An 18,723-nucleotide genomic window follows, 5' to 3' on the forward strand; every position below is an offset into this window, starting at 1 on the left:
ATGGCACTTAAATAAACGAAGATAAAAATAGGTAAAAATACAAAATAATCCCGTTATTTTATCAGGTATCTAACCGATAAAATAGCACCATTACTTATTGACTGCGTTTTTTGAACTGGTGCTACCCATCGCAATACTCTAACACGCCTATCGCCATCCTCCAATTAGACTAGTTGGACTCATCAACCATATGTTCACTAAAATAGCGAAGCAAGTCTTGGATGACAGTAACTCGCTGTTGCGGCGTTGCCAATTTATCAGCATCCTGATAACGAATACCAGAGGCACCATTCATTCGATATCGCTGCCCATCGGTTTGAATCAGTTTGATAATTGCCAATGCTTCGACTGGGGTATCTGGGGCAAACTCAAGCGTCATACTACTGTTATTGGCATCAATTTTATTAATCTTGAGTGGCTCGGCCTGTAAACGCAATCCATGAACCGCAAAAAGTTGCTTCGTCTGATCTGGTAATGTACCAAAACGGTCAATCATTTCGGTACGGATGTCTGTGAGCGCTTCTTTATCATCGGCATTGCTAATGCGCTTATAAAATAGCAAACGCTGATGCACATCATGCAAATATTCTTCTGGTATCAAAGCAGAGCTATGCAAATTAATCTCACTGGTCAGCGACAATGGTGTACTCAAGTCAGGCTCTTTACCTGCTTTAATGGCTTTGGTGGCACGTTCCAGCATATCCATATATAAGCTAAAACCAATCGCCTGCATATTACCACTTTGCTGTTTTCCTAATATCTCGCCAGCACCGCGAATTTCCAAATCCTCACTGGCCAGCATAAAGCCTGCGCCTAAGGTATTGGCATGTTCAATCGCATGCAGACGACGCTTAGCATCACCTTTAAGTCCTTTGATAGAGGGTACCAGTAAATAACAATAGGCTTGATGATGGCTACGACCTACGCGACCACGTAATTGATGTAGCTGCGCAAGACCAAACTTATCAGCACGCTCAATGATAATGGTATTGGCGTTGGGGACATCAATACCCGTTTCGATAATGGTCGAACAGATCAATACGTTAAACTTTTTATGATAAAACTGCTGCATCACTTGTTCAAGTTGACGTTCTTGCATTTGACCATGAGCGACACCCACGCGAGCTTCAGGAACAAGCTCACGGATGGTCTCCGCCATACGCTCGATACTTGCCACATCATTGTGCAGTAAATAGACCTGTCCACCGCGCAATAGCTCACGTAAGATGGCTTCTTTTAGCAATGCCTCTGTCTTTTGCATCACAAAGGTTTTAATCGCCAGACGACGTGCTGGCGGGGTGGCGATGATTGACATATCTCGCATACCTGACAGTGCCATGTTAAGCGTTCTAGGAATTGGCGTAGCAGTCATTGACATACTATCAACGTCCGTTTGAATAGCCTTGATACGCTCCTTGTGACGCACACCAAAACGATGCTCTTCATCGACAATCATGAGGCCCAGATTGGAAAACTTCACATCCGGTTGTAGCAGTTTATGAGTACCAATGACGATATCGACTTTACCAGCCGCCAAATCAGCCAATACGGTATCTTGATGTTTTTTACCACCAAAGCGCGATAACGTTTCAATTCTTACTGGCCAATCAGCAAAACGATCGCGGAAGTTGTCTTCATGCTGACCTGCCAGCAGCGTGGTTGGCACCAAAACGGCAACTTGGTAGCCTGCACTAACCGCAATAAAGGCAGCACGCATGGCAACCTCAGTTTTACCAAAACCCACATCTCCACAAATGAGACGATCCATTGGCTGATTTTGTCTCATATCTTCCATCACAGCATGAATGGCATTCGCTTGGTCGGGCGTTTCTTCAAAAGCAAACTGGCTAGCAAACAGCTCATATTGTGAGCTGTCTATTTTAAAATGAATACCGACCTTGGCTTCGCGCCGCGCTTGCATGTTTAAGAGCTCAGCGGCCACGTCATGAATTTGTTCTAGCGCTTTTTGTTTTGCTTTATCCCATTTACCGCTACCAATTTTGTGCAACGGAGCTAACGCCGGATCTCCACCACTATAGCGATTAATCATTTGTAGATTAGCGACTGGGACATAAATACTGGCGTCATCGGCATACTTTAAATGAATAAATTCTTGCTCACCGTCACCAACGTCCAAAGTAATCAGACCATTATAACGACCAATCCCATGCTCGATGTGAACAACTGGGCTGCCTTCCGTTATTTCCGTAACGCTCTTTACCAAAAACTCTTCTGACACGCCGCTTTGACGATGGCGACGTGTTTGCAGCACCTGCCGACCAAATAATTGTGTCTCACTAATCAGTACCAAACGCTCAGGCACATAAACGCCGCGCTCAATGGGTGCAACCGTCAAGCCGACTTGTGGTAAGTTATTATCAGCGATTCCCCTTGTTTTATCCGCCGCTAAAAACGCTTCAAAGCTGTCATACGCCTTAACATTGATTTTACCCTTGAACAGCTCAATCAAAATCTCACGACGTCCTGCGGTTTCAGCAACCACTAACACAGGTGTCGAGGTTTGCGCTTGTATACTCAAAAAGTCCAATAATTCGCTTAAAGGTTCAGCTTTTTGATGATTTACCGCCAGTTGTGGTGGCTCTTGAGCGCTTAGCGTGACTAGCCCTTGTTTTTGAGTCGAGGCCTTAGACGCTAATGATCCATTCTCTTTGTCTATAACGTCACCATCATTCATGGTAATCAGCTCATCACGTGCGCTCAATATCACACGGGGATAATGATTCAGATGCTCATTAAAGGTATTTGATAATAGATATAACAACTCAGGGGCGACAATGGGCTTGTCAATATCGTGGCGGCGCTCTTCATAGCGGCGCTGGATTTGTGACCAGTAATCTGCCTGTTTTTCATGAATCAATTCATCAGTAATGAATAGTGCGTCGCTTGGCAAATAGGCAAACAAACTACTCTCTGCTTCCCAGTCTTTTGCATCAAAAAATAAAGGCTGATAATACTCAAGACCGCTACTGGCAATACCTGCCATCACATCTTTATGTAGTTCAAATTTACGGCTACTAGTGTTCGGAAACATCGCGGCAAAATTTGTACGGAAAGTTTCGCGCCCTTCATCGAGTGGAAACTCTTTTGCTGGTAGGATTTGAAATTGTTTAATAGGTTTTGAGATATCAGGTAATTTATGCAATAGAGACAGTGATTCTTTGGCCATACTGCTGTCATTGCCCGTCATCATGGCATTGAGATCTTCAGTGGTCAACGTACGCTGGGTTTGAGGATTGAAGAATCGAATCGTCTCAATCTCGTCATCAAACAAATCAAGACGCAGCGGAAATGGTTGACCCATCGCAAAGATATCAATGATACTACCACGCACAGCAAATTCGCCTGGCTCGAAAACATTTTCAACCGCTCGATAACCTGCTTTTGCCAGCAACTCACGCTGCGTATTGATATCAAACCGATCACCAACGCTCAAATCAAAGTGCTGACCAATCAACCAGCTTGGCGGTGCCACACGGTGCATCAATGCCTGTACGGAGATTAAAAGTATGCCTGAGGTTGGCATATCTGTCAGCAGATTAATACGCTCACTGACAATGTCTTGATGCGGTGATAGCTCATCGTACGTCAGCGTTTCCCAATCAGGAAACACATAAGCATCGACTCCACAAAATGCCAATTCTGTCTCTATCTGATTGAGCTGGTTTTGATCACGTGTCACCACGATCTTGAGACGGTCAGCAACCTCCCATATTGGCACTTGTACCAAACTTGCCAGCCACAAACTACTGACAGCACCATGCACAGGCGCAAGCCAACGTCGCTCGGTATTTTGGATAGGAAAAAGCTGCTGATTAATAGGGTCAAATGCGTCAGTCAAAGCAGTGATAGGCATAAAAGATAGGATCGAAGTTAAGAGTCAGATAGCTATTATACGAATATTTAAGCAATTGCCAAAACTTATGCCGTAACGGTTTGTCACTTAGCCATTTTGCTCAGTATTATCCAAATATGCCGCCTCTAAATTATTACTCTGCATTTTTTAGAAGAAATCAAAGAGTGAAGAAACAATTTATATCGGTCCAAAAACAGTATCACGCACATTAAAAGACCTCAGTTCGTATACGAGCTGAGGTCTTTATGACTGACTACTGGTTGATTGCTGATTAAATATTGCTATTTAAATGAGGCGCTTATCACTCGCAATAATACCGTTATTGTCAGCGTAAACAAACATACCTGAATTAAGTGTTAAATCACCAAAGCTGATTTCGATATCAGTCTGGCCTTCATCGCGGCGGGTCGATTTGCGCGGGATACAGCCAAGTGCCATCACACCGATGTCCATTTTCGACATATCATCGACATCACGGACACATCCATACACAATCACTCCGGCCCAGCGGTTATCGACTGCCGCTTGGGCAATCATGTCACCTAAGAGTGCACAACGCATAGAGCCGCCGCCATCAACAACCAACACCTTTCCATTACCGTCTTTATCTTTCCCATTACTGTTCAACAATGATTTAACATAGCTGTTGTCTTCAAAGCACTTCACCGTCACAATTTCACCGCAAAACCTGTCCTTGCCGCCAAATGTATGAAACGATTTGCCTTCAATATTGGGCAGACAGACTTGTGATTCGGGATTGGCATCTAATAGATCACAAGTCACAAAGTTTTCGTCACTCATCTTCGCTGATTCTGACACGATCAAACTCCTTTTTAACGCTCAAACAAAAATATTGATTTTGTTAAATCTTAGATTATTTACGTTCACTTAGGCTATTTAACACATTAAAGCTACTTACATGCCGATAGTGATTGATGACCTATTGTTTCACTCTTGTCATCGACAACATCTGCTTATTTTCAATAATACGGGTTGTATTCGTCCTAGGCTCTGAGCGATATTTACTGCGCTCATAAATATCATGCGCACTCATTGCCATGGCACTAGCAACGCGCTTAGCGGAGATAGGATGCAATGGCATAGATTCTGATACTAAAGGTGAAATGAGCTTAAAAGCTTTTTGACCCATGCTTTCAAGAGGACGACCTTTATGTTTGCCAAGCAACAACGAGGGACGGAAAATGACAATTTGCGCAAAATCCAATGCCATAATGGACTGTTCGGTCTCAGCCTTTACTCGGTTATATAAAAAACGACTGTTAATATCTGCATTCATTGAAGACAGTAAAAAAAAGTTTTCAACACCTCTATCTTGACAAAGTTTGGCGAAATTCACATTGTAATCATGATCAATTTTTCGAAAAGCCTCACTGCTACCAGCTTGTTTCTTTGTCGTACCAAGGCAGCTAAACGCATCTGTTTTCTTATCTACACCAACGCTTGAAAATATTTCAGCCAAATTATCAAAATCATTGACCTGATAAAAACGCATACTGACATTAATATAGCGTGGCGGACGCCTTGCAATCACAATCAATGTGTCATAAAGCTCACTCAGTTGCTTAACAAGATGTTGACCTACCAATCCTGTCGCACCAATTACAATTGCTTTTCGCTGCATATCCTATCCACTTATATACGGTTGGAAAATTTCTTATAATGAAAAGCGCAATTTTTAAAAGCGCTTCTTTTTAGTATCATACCTAAATTACGCAACCATTGACGTTATTCTGTAGAGTTTATTGTAAGAGATTTTGTCTGCTATAGCTGATTCACTCATCAAACCCTTAGCGATTTTGAGTCATTTTGTGCCATCTATGTACAGCATACTCTTCAACAAATAAAAATTACTCTTACTAACAGCCTAAATGGATAGTACTTATCCTTCTATCTTAATCAATGATAATTCTTTTAGATGGATAAACTTCCTATATCCATTCATAGGAACGTGAAAAAGCCGGCAGTCCAAGTGTTATCGCAACTTCTTTGAGCATTAATCATCAAATATATTGTCCTAAGCACAATAATTTGATAAGATAACCGGCTTTACACGTCAACGCTGTTTAATTATTCCAAACAGTTCTGGCGCTTGCGATGATCTATTGATATTAGATACTTTGATATCAGACATCGACATCATGTTTGACGAGACGGCTGCTCGTCACCAATGATTGTTAAACCCATTATTGCAATCAACATTCATATTTTATCTGTCTTTATCAAGGAGATACGCGTGGCTAATACTGCACAAGCTCGTAAACGCGCCCGTCAAAACACCAAACGTCGTCAGAACTCTGCGTCACAACGCTCTATGGTTCGTACTTACTTAAAACGTGTTGATGCGGCTATCGCAGCTAAAGATTATGACGCGGCTACCGAAGCTTACAAAAAAGCGGTACCAGTTCTTGATCGTATGGCTGACAAAGGTATTATTCATAAGAATAAAGCTGCTCGTCGTAAGAGCCGCCTAAACAAAACAATCAAAGGCCTACAAGCTTAAGATTTGTACTGTTTAGACCGCATCATGCATCGATAGCGTGATGACTAAAACCTTGTTACTGGTTCTAATACTGGGGCAAGGTTTTTTTATGTCTGTGTAAAATACGACTTTAGTATCGAAAGTTTTATCTTCGAAAGTAGGATTACTTTAATTTTGCAATTGGCGGTAACAACAAGGTACTGGCATGGAAACCCGCTGCACGGTAACTGTCCAACAAAGAGCTTATCGGACGAACGTATACCTCACCTCGCCAGACAAAATGAGCATTTGCTTGTTCAAAAGGCTGATCATCAAACCACAAAAACACCCCTTCCATCATCTTTGGCCAATCATTCCAGTCAATCTCAACCACATCAAACATAACCGCTAAAAACGCCGACAGCAAAGTATCATGACTGACTGCCAACATTAAATGACCATGTTGCGGCTGATTTTGATAAAAAAGCGATAGAATATCAAGACCGCCTTGATAGGCATTTTTGGTGCCTTCAAGATTTCCTTGCAAGAATCGGTTGATAAAATTAAGAACGCCAATTTCTTTAAATATGGGCGTGGCAATATCAGGTTCAGTGACCAAGCTACCCGGCTCTACCAGTAAGGACTGATGCGCAATATCACGTCTAAGCCCTGCCCCTTCTTGCATTAACTGCGCAGTATCAATACAACGACCGATCGGACTTGAAATACTGTCGACATCAAGTGAATACGGCAAATGCCCTGACAACCATCGCCCCCAAGACTTTGCTAGTACGCGCCCTTTCGGGGTCAGTGGCAATTGATAACTGGCAAAACCATTACCATCAGAGCGCTCTCGTAGCGAATGTCTAGTAAATAAAATTAAGCGCTCACCTTCAGGCAACAGACGGACGGATGAGATCATGCTATCAGGCAGATGCGAAGGTGCCGGCGCACTTGGAGTGTGATTCGCAAGCGTCTCAGCAGATAGTTTGGATAAGAGATTATTCTGATTTTTACTCATATTAATAAGCGTAGCAGATTTTTGGATAAGAATGAATGAAATATACGATCAGTTGCAATATAAGCAATCCCTGTAAGAATAAAGCCTTCTAATAAGAAGAAAAATTTTATTGTATTGTTAGTCAAGATATTTAAAACTCATGAATTCAAACTAATCAATATGGATCACTTTATCCCACGAAAATGCCAAAGTCGTACTGCTGACTTCGTTGGGATAGGCACGCGGATTGACGATCACACGCGTATTACCGATACGGTAGTCAAATGCTTCGTGAGTATGACCATGTACCCAAAGTGTTGGTGCCCAATCCTCGTGCATCCACTCAGAAAAATCACTAACAAAAGCAGCATTACTCGGCAAGCTAGCGTATTTCTCTGAGACTGATAGCGGACTCACACTATGATGGCTCATCACAATGGTCTTTTTACCCAGCTCTTTTGCTGTGATCAAAGCTTGCTGAAGCCATTGGCGCTGCTTAGCATGAATTTGTATCGACACCTCAGGTGAAAATAGCTCATTGCCTGCATATATTTGCTTGTAATCACGCATAAAATGTTTAGCCGCTGCCATGGTCTCATCATTGGCTTTGTACTGATAATCGGTCCACAACGTACATCCTAGAATTCGTACATCACCAATATCAATGTGTTGGCACTGCAATATTTTTACACCTTGCATTGACTCATTATTATAGTTGTCCCAAGTGGCCAGTTTCTTATCAAAACCTAGCACATCCTCATTAAAGTATTCATGATTACCTGCAATGGTAATCAAAGGTACTTGTAGACGCGCTGCCTGCTCTTGTAGCCAAGGCATTCCGCTGTCACTATTGGCAGTATCTCCTGCTACTAGTACCACGTCTGCATCTGTCTTAGGGATATGTCCTATAGGGTGCGACTGGCGGGCATAACTATCGATATGTAAGTCGCTTAGTATCTGTAATTTCATATTTTCCAATATTATTTTATGATGCTATTTTATGATGCTATTTTATGATGCTATTTTAAAAACTCGAGTGATAAGCAAAATCAAACTTGCTGGAAACAAATTGAGTCATTGTCATACGCTCAAACACAATTTTAGGTATGATATGAGCACAGTCTCAAACAGTGTAGCACCTTTTCTAATACCTACAAAAAGTAAAAAAGACAGCATATTAGGCTGTCTTTTTTATGATTTTCTCGAGAAGCAATTTTAGATATATTCGTTTCTAATTGTTTCGTTAGAATTTCAGGCACGGTCTTAGATACTTTGTAGTATCTTTTGTAGCTTAGCAGTAGGGTCTAATGCCTGCGTGATTGAACGACCAATAACCAAATAATCAGAACCATCATCGAATGCTTGTTTTGGCGTACAAATACGTTTTTGATCATCAGAACTGTCTTCTGGCAAACGAATACCAGGAGTCACTAATTTAAAATCATGGCCGCATAGCGTTTTGAGTACCTTAGCTTCCTGTGCTGAACAAACCACACCGTCAAGACCCGCTTGTTTAGTCAGTTGTGCTAATCGACTGACCTGTTCATCCAATGCCACAGTGATGCCTGTCTGTGCCAGCGCTGCTTTGTCCATTGATGTTAGAACCGTAACGGCAATGAGTAATGTCTCAAAATTACCGTCAAGCAAGCGCTGTTTGGATAACGACATTGCCTCTAGCCCTGCACTTGCATGTACATTCACCATCCAGACACCAAGATCGGCAGCAGCTAGGACAGCCTGTGCTGTCGTATTTGGAATATCATGAAATTTTAAATCTAAAAACACATCAAAGTCACGCTGATGTAATGCCTGGACGATGGTGGGACCACAGCGAGTAAAAAGCTCTTTACCTACTTTTAATCGACACAATGCTGGATCTAACTGGTCAGCTAACGTTAAAGATGCCTCCATACTCATGTTGTCTAAAGCGACTATGATAGGAGACTTAGTTACATTATTCATGGTTTTGCCATATTTATATCAAATTATTAAAACACCACACATAGGGTTTAATCGCAAACCTCTTACTTGCCAAGCTAATCTCGTTTATGCTTGGTAAGAATAGGCTCTCTAGATGCATTTATTGTTGTAGTGTCTTGCATGCCAGTCGTAGTAGAACCATATACAGCATCTTCTACCGTTGGTGAATTTGCTTGACGATCAATCACAATATTCGCTTGGGTCAATTGCTCTTGTAAATTAGTATTTGCTTTCTGCAAACGTGAGATCTCCCACTTGTTTTGTAATACACGGAAGATAAGTAAGGCCAGCAATATACCTATAAAAACACCAAGTATGAGGCAAAGGATTAGTAACAACCCTAGATTCATTGTAGGCGCTTGCGAAAATAGTAAGTTTACGCCAATTTCGGTATTATTTGCCAATACCAAACCAAGTGCATAAGCAAAGCTTAAAAATAATAGGACAAAAAGTAAAAATCGCATGAGACATGTACCTCGATTTGGAATATCGTTAATATTCTGAAAATAATATACTAGTAAAAATTCCTAGCATACTATCTCCTTAAGAATTTTCATCCAATCAGACTTTATAATAATTAACCATTTGCAACTTTATCATTGACTGCTTCACGTAATGCTTTGCCTGGCTTAAAGTGTGGAATAGCTTTGGCTGGTACTGGTACACTTTCTCCTGTCTTAGGATTACGACCCATACGAGCGCGACGATGATGAAGACAAAAACTGCCAAATCCACGAACTTCTACCCGACCGTCATTTGACAAAGTATGGGTCATCAGATTCAATATTTCGCGTACTGCGTCATCGACCACTGTATCAGTCATCGTGTCACAGTTTGCACTCAAATTACTAATAAATTCGGACTTGTTGATTGCTTGCTGCATTATTACGCTTGCCTTGTTAATTAATGGATAAGATGATTTTAGGTTAGACCGCTGCTTTCGAGTAGTATTTTATAACAACCATGTTGAAAATATCACTCTTATAATCGCATCGATTACGGTAAAAATCTCTCGATCATGTCAATATTACGATCCAAAATAAGCCATGATTTTAATATCGTTATTCAATATTGCAAATGATAGCGGATATTATAGTAAATGAAAACAAGAGTTTGCCTCTTTGAGCAAAAACCTTATTAAGAGCTAGTAAACCCAAAGTTTACTTATAAAAAAAAGCGACCGGAGTCGCTTTTTTATCATACTTTTATATTAGCAATTTGCAGTTTACTGCATTTGCTCTTTGATCAAATCACCAATAGTTTTTGGTTGTGCTTCAGAACCTGGAGCAGCAGCTGTGCTAGTGCTACCAAGATCTTTGATCGCTTGACGCTCTTCAGCTTCATCTTTCGCTTTGATAGACAAGTTGATATTGCGTGTTTTACGATCAACACTGATGATTTTCGCTTCAACGTCATCACCAACGCTCAAATGCTTAGTCGCATCTTCAACGCGGTCACGCTGGATTTCAGAAGCACGTAAGTAAGCTTCAACTTCATCAGCAAGCTCAATAGTTGCGCCTTTAGCATCTACTTCTTTTACTTTACCATTAACGATAGCACCACGGTCATTGTTGACTAGGTATTCGTTGAATGGATCAGAGCTTAACTGCTTCACACCTAGGCTGATACGGTTCGCTTCTGCATCTACAGACAATACCATCGCTTCTACAGTGTCGCCTTTGTTGTAGTTACGGATAGCGTCTTCGCCAGTTTCGTTCCAAGAGATATCAGATAGATGAACAAGACCATCAATACCACCGTCTAGACCGATAAAGATACCGAAATCAGTGATTGATTTGATCGTACCAGTGATTTTATCACCGCGCTCATGTTTCTTATCAAACTCATCCCATGGGTTGGCTAGAGTTTGTTTGATACCTAGGCTGATACGACGACGTTCTTCATCGATATCAAGAATCATTACTTCAACTTCATCGCCCACTTGTACTACTTTAGATGGGTGGATGTTTTTGTTGGTATGATCCATTTCTGATACGTGTACTAGACCTTCAATACCTTCAGAAATCTCAGCAAAACAACCATAATCAGTCAAGTTGGTTACGCGAGCTTTTACAACACTACCAACTGGGTATGTGCCGCCAACGTTATCCCAAGGATCAGTACCAAGTTGCTTTAGACCTAGGCTTACGCGATTGCGCTCACGGTCAAACTTCAATACTTTAACTTTTAGGTCTTGACCAACTTCTACAACTTCAGATGGATGCTTGATACGGCGCCATGCCATATCAGTGATGTGCAATAGACCATCGATACCACCAAGATCAACGAATGCACCATAATCAGTTAGGTTCTTAACGATACCTTCGATCTCAATACCTTCTTCAAGCTTGTTCAATAGCTCTTCACGCTCAGCTGAATTCTCAGCTTCCATAACTGCGCGACGGCTAACAACAACGTTGTTGCGTTTTTGATCAAGTTTGATAACTTTAAATTCTAGCTCTTTGCCTTCAAGATGCGTCGTATCACGAATAGGACGTACATCTACTAATGAGCCTGGTAAGAACGCGCGTACTGAACCCACGTCTACAGTAAAACCGCCTTTTACTTTGCTAGAAATGATACCTTTTACGATCTCATCGTTGTCATAGATTTTTTCAAGGACATTCCACGTTTCAACGCGTTTGGCTTTTTCGCGTGACAGTAAGGTTTGACCCATACCGTTATCAACCGCTTCAACCACAACATCAACGCTATCGCCAACTTCAACTTCAAGTTCGCCTTCTTCGCTTAAAAACTCTTCACGAGCGACGATACCTTCAGACTTAAGACCAGTATCTACTGTGATCCAATCACTGTCGATGGCCACAACAGTACCTGTAATAACCGAGCCACGCTCGATATCCAGACCCTGTTCTTCAATGCTCGCTTCAAATAGTTCAGCAAATGATTCCATTATTTCTACCTTTGTATAGCCGTATCCTGTCCAGCACAGTACGGATCAAATTTATGACTGCATAAAACGAGAATACTGGTTTTATATCTTATATAGTCATATAAAAAAACGTTTGTTGATAATAAGCAAATAGCTTAAAGTACTCATTAACAACAACTGTCTTAAATACTTACGCTTTCGAGCTTACTCAGCAGTCCGATAGTTTAGTCAATCTGCCAAGATTAGTGTTCATACAATTTTATACTAAAGTTAAAGCTTATAGTGAAATTTTTAGTACTTAATATGTTGTTTTTATTAACTATTAAAACAAATACCCTTATCTCGACAATGTTGTTTCACTTGCTCATACACAGCATTGGCATCTAAGGTTGAGCTATCAAGTAACAAGGCATCTTCTGCAGGCTTAGACGGTGCAGTTGCACGATTTTCATCACGGTCATCACGGGCTTTAATCGTCGCTAAAATGGCTTCAAAATCCGCTTCCTGACCAGCTGTCAATAGCTGCGTCACACGGCGATTAGCACGCGCTTCAGCACTTGCAGTCAAAAACACTTTTACATCAGCGTCTGGGAATACCACTGTTCCCATGTCGCGACCATCAGCAACCAATCCTGAACGGGTTGCCATGTCTTTTTGGAGTTTAAGCAATGCTTGTCGAACTTCTGGAAATACTGCTATCTGTGAGGCGTAGCCGCCAATTGTTTCGTTACGAACTTGTTCACCAACTGCCTCACCATTCACAATAATATCGACACGGCCTGAGTCATTGTTCGGTACAAAAGATATCTCTAAATTTTGTGTTAACGCTAATACCGCCTGCTCATCAATCGCATTGCTGGTATCTTCGGTAATCAAACCTGCCTCAAATGCTTTAAGACCTACAATACGATATAAAGCACCTGAATCGAGCAACTGATAATTCAAAGCTTGAGCCAAACGCCACGTTACTGTACCTTTACCTGCACCACTTGGCCCGTCAATACAAATGACCGGAAAACGCAATGGTTGCGCTGAACCATTTTCTTTATTACTGGGCATGGGGCTATCAGGTGTAGAAACAGTCATAATACTCACTCAGTGATAGATGATACCTGTATGATCTTTTGCAATCTCGCCGTACTTACTTGTTTATCAAATTTTTGACTGCGCTTTTATGATTCCGCAGTCAAATAGGGCAATATTATAGCAAAGAAAGCCAACTATCACTAGCGGAAAGACTAATATCTTTTTAATTGCTTACATTGTCTTCGATTTTCGCGGCTTTACGACGGGCACGAAAAAATGCCTTTAGCATTTGACTGCTATGATGGCTACATAGCCCACTGCTTACTTGCATACGATGATTATAAAAAGGCTGGTTGGGCAAGTCCATCTGACTACCAACCATGCCTGCTCTTGGCTCATTTGCTGCATATATCACTCTACTGACACGTGCATGAATCATGGCACCAACGCACATAGTACAAGGCTCTAGCGTCACATACAGAGTCGTCTGCAATGGCAAGCGGTAATTTTTTAGACGGGCACAGGCATCTCTCAACGCCACAATCTCAGCGTGAGCAGTTGCATCATGACGCCCAATTGGTTCATTGAACCCTTGACCAATAATCTGTTGATTATGTACCAGTATGGCTCCTACTGGTACTTCTCCAAGCACTGCACCTTGTTTGGCAAGCGTTAGTGCTTTTTGCATCCACTGGACGTCTTGAATCTGCCAAAACATATAGGTTTTGAGATCTATACTTGCCAGCTGAGTCGCTAATAATACAGATTGTTGAAAATCAAAATTATTCATCATTTACTGTGGTAACTGCCAATCGATTGGTGTTTGACCATACTGTTTTAAATAGTCATTGGTCTTAGAAAATGGCTTAGTTCCAAAAAATCCCCCACGATTCGCAGCAAGGGGCGAAGGGTGGACAGCCGTTAAAATCAGGTGTTTGTCTGTGTTAATATATTTGCCCTTTTTTTGAGCTTTACTACCCCATAATATAAAGACAGTGTGTTCGGTTTGCTCATTAATCACATCAATAACGGCATCTGTAAACTGCTCCCAACCCTGATTTTGGTGGCTATTCGGCTCACTTTCTTTCACAGTCAATGAGCTATTCAAAAGCAGCACACCTTGCTCCGCCCAATAGGTCAAATCCCCGTGATTCGAGGGACGAATACCAATATCATCTGCCATCTCTTTTAACAAGTTATTCAGTGAAGGTGGCTTTGGTATGGCTTTAGGTACCGAAAAAGACAACCCCATTGCTTGACCTGGACCATGATAGGGATCTTGCCCCAAAATCACGACTTTTACTTGTGACAAAGGTGTCAAATTAAAAGCATTAAATATCAAAGGAGCTGGTGGGTAAATACTTTCGTTTGATTGATAGGCACTCTTTAAAAAGGCTCGTAAATTATCCATATTATCAGACGTGAGTTCTTCTGCTAATGCCTTTTTCCAATCTTCTGGCAAACGCACATTGTCTAAAATGGCTTGCTTTTGTTCGGCTGTTTTTGTCTTCGGCTCATCAAACAGTTCCATAATATATCCTTTATATTTGTTATAAATAGAGAAAAGAAGCACGTGAATACTTTTTAAGATATAGCCAAAAAATAATCTATTGGCGTAATCATAAATTATAACAATAAAAAAACGGCTACCCCACTAACATGGTAACCGTTCTTATAATATTGGTACGAATGATTTAACTGGCTAGTGATTCAGAGTCTGGATGTGGCTCATGAGTCTCTACGACTGTTAAGACAATACGACTACTTGCTGAACCCTTATCTGAATTTTTACTCAACTTCACTGCTGCCTCATCTTTTGAATCTGTCGCTTCAGGTTCTAAAGTAAGATGTACTACCCCGCCGTTGACCAAATCACCAAACAAAATCATACTGGCCAATGGCTTTTTGATCTCGTCTTGAATCAAGCGCTGCATTGGACGGGCACCCATCAAGCGATCATAACCTTTGTTCGCCAAATAGTCGCGTACCTCATCATCAATCTCTAGCGTTACTTGTTTATCATCAAGCTGTACTTGTAGCTCAACTAAGAACTTATCAACCACTGACACCACGACTGAGGTATTCAATGGATTAAATTGAATAATCGCATCCAATCGGTTGCGGAACTCAGGTGTGAAGACACGTTTAAGAGCTTCGGTATTATCGCGACTATGATCTTGCTGGGTAAAGCCCATAGAAGAGCGGCTAATACTATCGGCGCCAACGTTTGTGGTCATAATCACAATGACTTGCTTAAAGATGGCAACACGACCATTGTTATCCGTCAACGTACCATGATCCATAACCTGCAATAGTAAGTTGAAGACATCAGGGTGCGCCTTTTCAATCTCATCAAGCAACAATACGCAATGTGGATACTGATTGATTTTTTCGGTCAGCAAACCACCTTGATCATAACCGACATAACCTGGAGGCGCACCAATCAAGCGTGACGCTGTGTGGGCTTCCATATACTCTGACATATCAAAGCGTACTAGCTCTACCCCTAATAAGCTTGCCAATTGACGTGACACTTCTGTCTTACCAACCCCAGTTGGGCCAGCGAACATAAACGAACCAATAGGCTTGTCTGGCGCTTTAAGACCAGCGCGTGATAACTTAATCGCGTCAGCCAAGGTCTCGATGGCTTCATCTTGACCAAATACCAAATGTTTAAGATCACGATCTAAGTGCTCAAGAATACTCTTGTCATCGCTCGACACGGATTTGGGTGGAATACGCGCAAGTTTTGCGATAATGGCCTCAATGTCTGCCACATCGATCTTTATTGGTGGCTTCTTCTTGCTTTTAGACGTTTTAATTTTATCAGACGATTGAGCACGATCATTGGCTTTCGCCGTATCGGCCTCACTCTTCATTTCGTTGTCAACACCCTCGTTATCGGTGTCAAAACCTTCATCACTATCTATTTGCGAGTCAAAGTCTTGCTCTATATCAGCAATGAAGCTTTCTTCGGCATCGATATCAGCAGCATCAGGAATCACACCCAAACGCTTATAAGCACCTGCCTCATCAATCACATCAATCGCTTTATCCGGTAAAAAACGCTCATGAATATGCTTAGCAGATAACTGTACCGCAGACACTAAGGCTTCATCCGTATACTCAACATTGTGAAATTCTTCATAACGCGGTTTGAGACCTCGCAAAATGTCGATACTGTCATCAACACTTGGTTCTTTCACATCAATTTTTTGGAAACGACGTGACAATGCATGATCTTTTTCAAACACTTGACGATATTCGGTAAAGGTTGTTGAACCAATACAACGCAGCTCACCATTTGCAAGTGCTGGTTTGATCAGATTTGACACATCCATATTACTGCTCATTGACGACCCTGCGCCAATAATCATATGGATCTCATCAATGAACAAGATGGCATTTGGTTTTTTCTTAAGTGCATCAAGCAGCGATTTCATACGTTTTTCAAAATCACCACGATATTTAGTACCAGCGATTAAAGAACCAATATCTAAACTATAAATGACACAACCATTAAGTGGTTTTGGTGCTCTGTCATTGATAATTAACCACGCCAAACCTTCAGCAATGGAGGTTTTACCAACGCCTGGTTCACCAACTAGCAATGGGTTGTTTTTACGGCGACGGCATAGGACTTGGGCGGCACGCTCAATTTCAGAAGCACGACCAATCAATGGATCTGTTTTACCTTCAGCAGCACGCTGGTTCAGATTGGTAGCAAACTCAACCAACGGATCTTTACTGGTTTTTTCAGAGGCACTTCGGCGCTCACCCGTCATAGAGGCACGTGGCTCAGATGGCTCATCTTTGTCTTGACCGTGTGAGAGATATTGAGTCAGCTCAAGACGACTGATGCCCTGCTTTTTAAGCAAATAAACTGCATAGGTATCATGCTCTGAGAACATAGACACCAAGATATCCGAACCTTCAACAAGACGGCCACCACCGATAGACTGCACATGAAAAATGGCACGTTGTAAGATACGATCAAAGCTTTGTGTTGGTTGTGGTGACTGTTCAGTATCTACATCAACAGTTGGCGTGTGCTTGTTAATATAAGCTTCAAGCTCAGTACGCAGCGTTGAAACGTTAGCATTACATGCCGTCAATGTATTGGCAGCATGAGTATTTTCTAATAACGCTAATAGTAAATGTTCAACAGTAAGATACTCATGCGATTTTTGGCGCGCAAGTGTCATTGCTAAACGCAAAGAAACTTCAAGATGACGACTTAACATAACGGCTTCCTACGGTTATACCTATCTTTATAATTGATAGCTTTATTAATGAGTTAGTAAGTAAATCAGGGCAATAGATGGATTGTTCAAGGGCAATATATATATTATTAAATAGGTAGCGATAAATAAGATGACTCATCCCTCATTTTGATATTTTCTGATTACCTATCATAGATAATGCTTCTTGATAATTGCTATCCGCTTTGTCTTTATCTCAACACGATACTCAAGCAGAGTCAATCTATTAACGCAGACTAAAATGTATCGAAGCATACGGCTCGTTACGCCTGTCAGTATAGGTAAGTAAATAAAACGTTAGATGACTTAAAAAGCTTAAAAAATGACAGAAATACAAAATGAGAATATAGAAAATTTGAAGGAGCTTTGTTTAAGCAAAATGCTTAATAAATATAGAGAGACTCTAGATACTGTTAAAAAACAATGAGAATGAAATCATGACTATATAAACCATTATTTGGTGGTTCAATAGATTATATGAGGTTATATCAAAGAAAAATCAAGACAATGATGAGATAAGCATTAACAGAAAAATTTTTATAAGAAAGAATTTTTGAAGACAAAAGCTTGCTTCAAAGCCCCTATCACACTTATCAATAATGTCAGCTATTTAAAGAGCTTTGAGGATCATATGATATTGAAAGTAACACGAGAGATGAAGCAGTTTGTAGTGACGTAAAAAATCTCGTAGAAGAGGATTTCAAAACAATAGTTATTCGCCTTGATGTGGCTCTATTTGAGTTAATAAAGGATAGCCTTCACGGTGGGCAAGACTGTTGACCTTTTTAGCCTTGGTCTCGGCAATGTCCTTAGGATAAATACCAGCAATTCCTTTACTACTATTGTGTATCGTCAGCATAATTTCAACTGCTGAATCCATACTATGACGGAATTCCGACTGTAAAACATAGACCACAAACTCCATAGGAGTATAGTTGTCATTGTACATTACGACTGCATACATTGGTGGCTTAGCCACCTCTGGCTCCGCGACGAGTACATCAGCTTGCGGTGAGGTTTCGTTATCTGTATCGCCTTCTTGCGCACGATGAGCTGGCATATTGGGAAAGTGCCAATCTAAAACAGTGGGCGTTGCTTCAAGTATCATTTGTTTCATAATAGTAGCAATAAAATTATATGGTAAGTTTGGGTAAAAAATTAGAGAGTCGCATACCATATCTGCCCATCAAAGAGCTAATAAAGTACCTG

The 18,723-nt window shown here is 41.1% G+C and carries 15 protein-coding genes; 1 reads left to right on the forward strand and 14 read right to left on the reverse strand.

What is annotated here, in order from left to right; translation table 11 throughout:
• Positions 1-169 precede the first annotated feature (169 nt).
• The 3 genes from mfd to CIK80_RS03125 form a co-directional block, all read right to left on the reverse strand.
• On the reverse strand, positions 170-3,874 hold the full coding sequence (gene mfd / locus CIK80_RS03115) for a transcription-repair coupling factor (RefSeq protein ID WP_095568834.1): 3,705 nt from the start codon (positions 3,872-3,874) through the stop codon (positions 170-172).
• 285 nt (positions 3,875-4,159) lie between these two features.
• On the reverse strand, positions 4,160-4,675 hold the full coding sequence (gene rraA / locus CIK80_RS03120; protein ID WP_179288344.1) for a ribonuclease E activity regulator RraA: 516 nt from the start codon (positions 4,673-4,675) through the stop codon (positions 4,160-4,162).
• Between the two features lie 139 nt (positions 4,676-4,814).
• Positions 4,815-5,516, reverse strand: coding sequence for an NAD-dependent epimerase/dehydratase family protein (locus CIK80_RS03125; RefSeq protein WP_095568836.1), 702 nt, complete (start codon positions 5,514-5,516; stop codon positions 4,815-4,817).
• Between the two features lie 612 nt (positions 5,517-6,128).
• Between CIK80_RS03125 and rpsT the strand changes: the two genes are divergently transcribed.
• Positions 6,129-6,395, forward strand: coding sequence for a 30S ribosomal protein S20 (gene rpsT / locus CIK80_RS03130; protein WP_010200097.1), 267 nt, complete (start codon positions 6,129-6,131; stop codon positions 6,393-6,395).
• A 142-nt stretch (positions 6,396-6,537) separates the two neighbouring features.
• Here the strand turns inward: rpsT and CIK80_RS03135 are convergent, their stop codons facing one another.
• The 11 genes from CIK80_RS03135 to CIK80_RS03190 form a co-directional block, all read right to left on the reverse strand.
• On the reverse strand, positions 6,538-7,374 hold the full coding sequence (locus CIK80_RS03135; protein WP_095568837.1) for a histidine phosphatase family protein: 837 nt from the start codon (positions 7,372-7,374) through the stop codon (positions 6,538-6,540).
• A gap of 150 nt (positions 7,375-7,524) precedes the next feature.
• The gene (locus tag CIK80_RS03140; protein ID WP_095568838.1) at positions 7,525-8,322 is read right to left on the reverse strand and encodes a metallophosphoesterase; all 798 of its coding nucleotides are present in this window, start codon (positions 8,320-8,322) and stop codon (positions 7,525-7,527) included.
• 294 nt (positions 8,323-8,616) lie between these two features.
• The gene (pyrF, locus tag CIK80_RS03150; protein ID WP_095568840.1) at positions 8,617-9,315 is read right to left on the reverse strand and encodes an orotidine-5'-phosphate decarboxylase; all 699 of its coding nucleotides are present in this window, start codon (positions 9,313-9,315) and stop codon (positions 8,617-8,619) included.
• Positions 9,316-9,389: 74 nt separating this feature from the next.
• Positions 9,390-9,797, reverse strand: a complete 408-nt coding sequence (locus tag CIK80_RS03155) for a lipopolysaccharide assembly protein LapA domain-containing protein (RefSeq protein ID WP_095568841.1) — start codon at positions 9,795-9,797, stop codon at positions 9,390-9,392.
• Positions 9,798-9,910: 113 nt separating this feature from the next.
• Positions 9,911-10,216, reverse strand: a complete 306-nt coding sequence (locus CIK80_RS03160; RefSeq protein WP_062844148.1) for an integration host factor subunit beta — start codon at positions 10,214-10,216, stop codon at positions 9,911-9,913.
• Between the two features lie 342 nt (positions 10,217-10,558).
• On the reverse strand, positions 10,559-12,247 hold the full coding sequence (rpsA, locus tag CIK80_RS03165) for a 30S ribosomal protein S1 (protein WP_062844147.1): 1,689 nt from the start codon (positions 12,245-12,247) through the stop codon (positions 10,559-10,561).
• A 294-nt stretch (positions 12,248-12,541) separates the two neighbouring features.
• Positions 12,542-13,285 carry a (d)CMP kinase gene (gene cmk, locus CIK80_RS03170; protein ID WP_095569508.1) on the reverse strand — a complete coding sequence of 248 codons (744 nt, stop codon included), beginning with the start codon at positions 13,283-13,285 and terminating at the stop codon, positions 12,542-12,544.
• Between the two features lie 190 nt (positions 13,286-13,475).
• Positions 13,476-14,042 (reverse strand): tRNA adenosine(34) deaminase TadA, encoded by a 567-nt coding sequence (gene tadA / locus CIK80_RS03175; RefSeq protein ID WP_179288345.1) that lies wholly within the window; start codon positions 14,040-14,042, stop codon positions 13,476-13,478.
• Positions 14,043-14,045: 3 nt separating this feature from the next.
• The gene (locus tag CIK80_RS03180) at positions 14,046-14,783 is read right to left on the reverse strand and encodes a uracil-DNA glycosylase (protein ID WP_095568843.1); all 738 of its coding nucleotides are present in this window, start codon (positions 14,781-14,783) and stop codon (positions 14,046-14,048) included.
• A 163-nt stretch (positions 14,784-14,946) separates the two neighbouring features.
• Positions 14,947-17,496 (reverse strand): AAA family ATPase, encoded by a 2,550-nt coding sequence (locus CIK80_RS03185; protein ID WP_095568844.1) that lies wholly within the window; start codon positions 17,494-17,496, stop codon positions 14,947-14,949.
• Positions 17,497-18,226: 730 nt separating this feature from the next.
• Positions 18,227-18,622 carry an ATP-dependent Clp protease adaptor ClpS gene (locus tag CIK80_RS03190; protein WP_062845859.1) on the reverse strand — a complete coding sequence of 132 codons (396 nt, stop codon included), beginning with the start codon at positions 18,620-18,622 and terminating at the stop codon, positions 18,227-18,229.
• Between the last annotated feature and the right edge of the window lie 101 nt (positions 18,623-18,723).

The sequence above is a fragment of the Psychrobacter sp. JB193 genome (genome assembly GCF_002285555.1).
Taxonomy (GTDB): Bacteria; Pseudomonadota; Gammaproteobacteria; order Pseudomonadales; family Moraxellaceae; genus Psychrobacter; species Psychrobacter alimentarius.

Excerpts from the sequence above, each read along its gene's own strand:
- mfd (WP_095568834.1), bottom strand. The coding sequence starts at position 3,874 with ATGCCTATCACTGCTTTGACTGACGCATTTGACCCTATTAATCAGCAG.
- rraA (WP_179288344.1), bottom strand. The coding sequence starts at position 4,675 with ATGAGTGACGAAAACTTTGTGACTTGTGATCTATTAGATGCCAATCCC.
- CIK80_RS03125 (WP_095568836.1), bottom strand. The coding sequence starts at position 5,516 with ATGCAGCGAAAAGCAATTGTAATTGGTGCGACAGGATTGGTAGGTCAA.
- CIK80_RS03135 (WP_095568837.1), bottom strand. The coding sequence starts at position 7,374 with ATGAGTAAAAATCAGAATAATCTCTTATCCAAACTATCTGCTGAGACG.
- CIK80_RS03140 (WP_095568838.1), bottom strand. The coding sequence starts at position 8,322 with ATGAAATTACAGATACTAAGCGACTTACATATCGATAGTTATGCCCGC.
- pyrF (WP_095568840.1), bottom strand. The coding sequence starts at position 9,315 with ATGAATAATGTAACTAAGTCTCCTATCATAGTCGCTTTAGACAACATG.
- CIK80_RS03155 (WP_095568841.1), bottom strand. The coding sequence starts at position 9,797 with ATGCGATTTTTACTTTTTGTCCTATTATTTTTAAGCTTTGCTTATGCA.
- CIK80_RS03160 (WP_062844148.1), bottom strand. The coding sequence starts at position 10,216 with ATGCAGCAAGCAATCAACAAGTCCGAATTTATTAGTAATTTGAGTGCA.
- rpsA (WP_062844147.1), bottom strand. The coding sequence starts at position 12,247 with ATGGAATCATTTGCTGAACTATTTGAAGCGAGCATTGAAGAACAGGGT.
- cmk (WP_095569508.1), bottom strand. The coding sequence starts at position 13,285 with ATGCCCAGTAATAAAGAAAATGGTTCAGCGCAACCATTGCGTTTTCCG.
- tadA (WP_179288345.1), bottom strand. The coding sequence starts at position 14,042 with ATGAATAATTTTGATTTTCAACAATCTGTATTATTAGCGACTCAGCTG.
- CIK80_RS03180 (WP_095568843.1), bottom strand. The coding sequence starts at position 14,783 with ATGGAACTGTTTGATGAGCCGAAGACAAAAACAGCCGAACAAAAGCAA.
- CIK80_RS03185 (WP_095568844.1), bottom strand. The coding sequence starts at position 17,496 with ATGTTAAGTCGTCATCTTGAAGTTTCTTTGCGTTTAGCAATGACACTT.
- CIK80_RS03190 (WP_062845859.1), bottom strand. The coding sequence starts at position 18,622 with ATGATACTTGAAGCAACGCCCACTGTTTTAGATTGGCACTTTCCCAAT.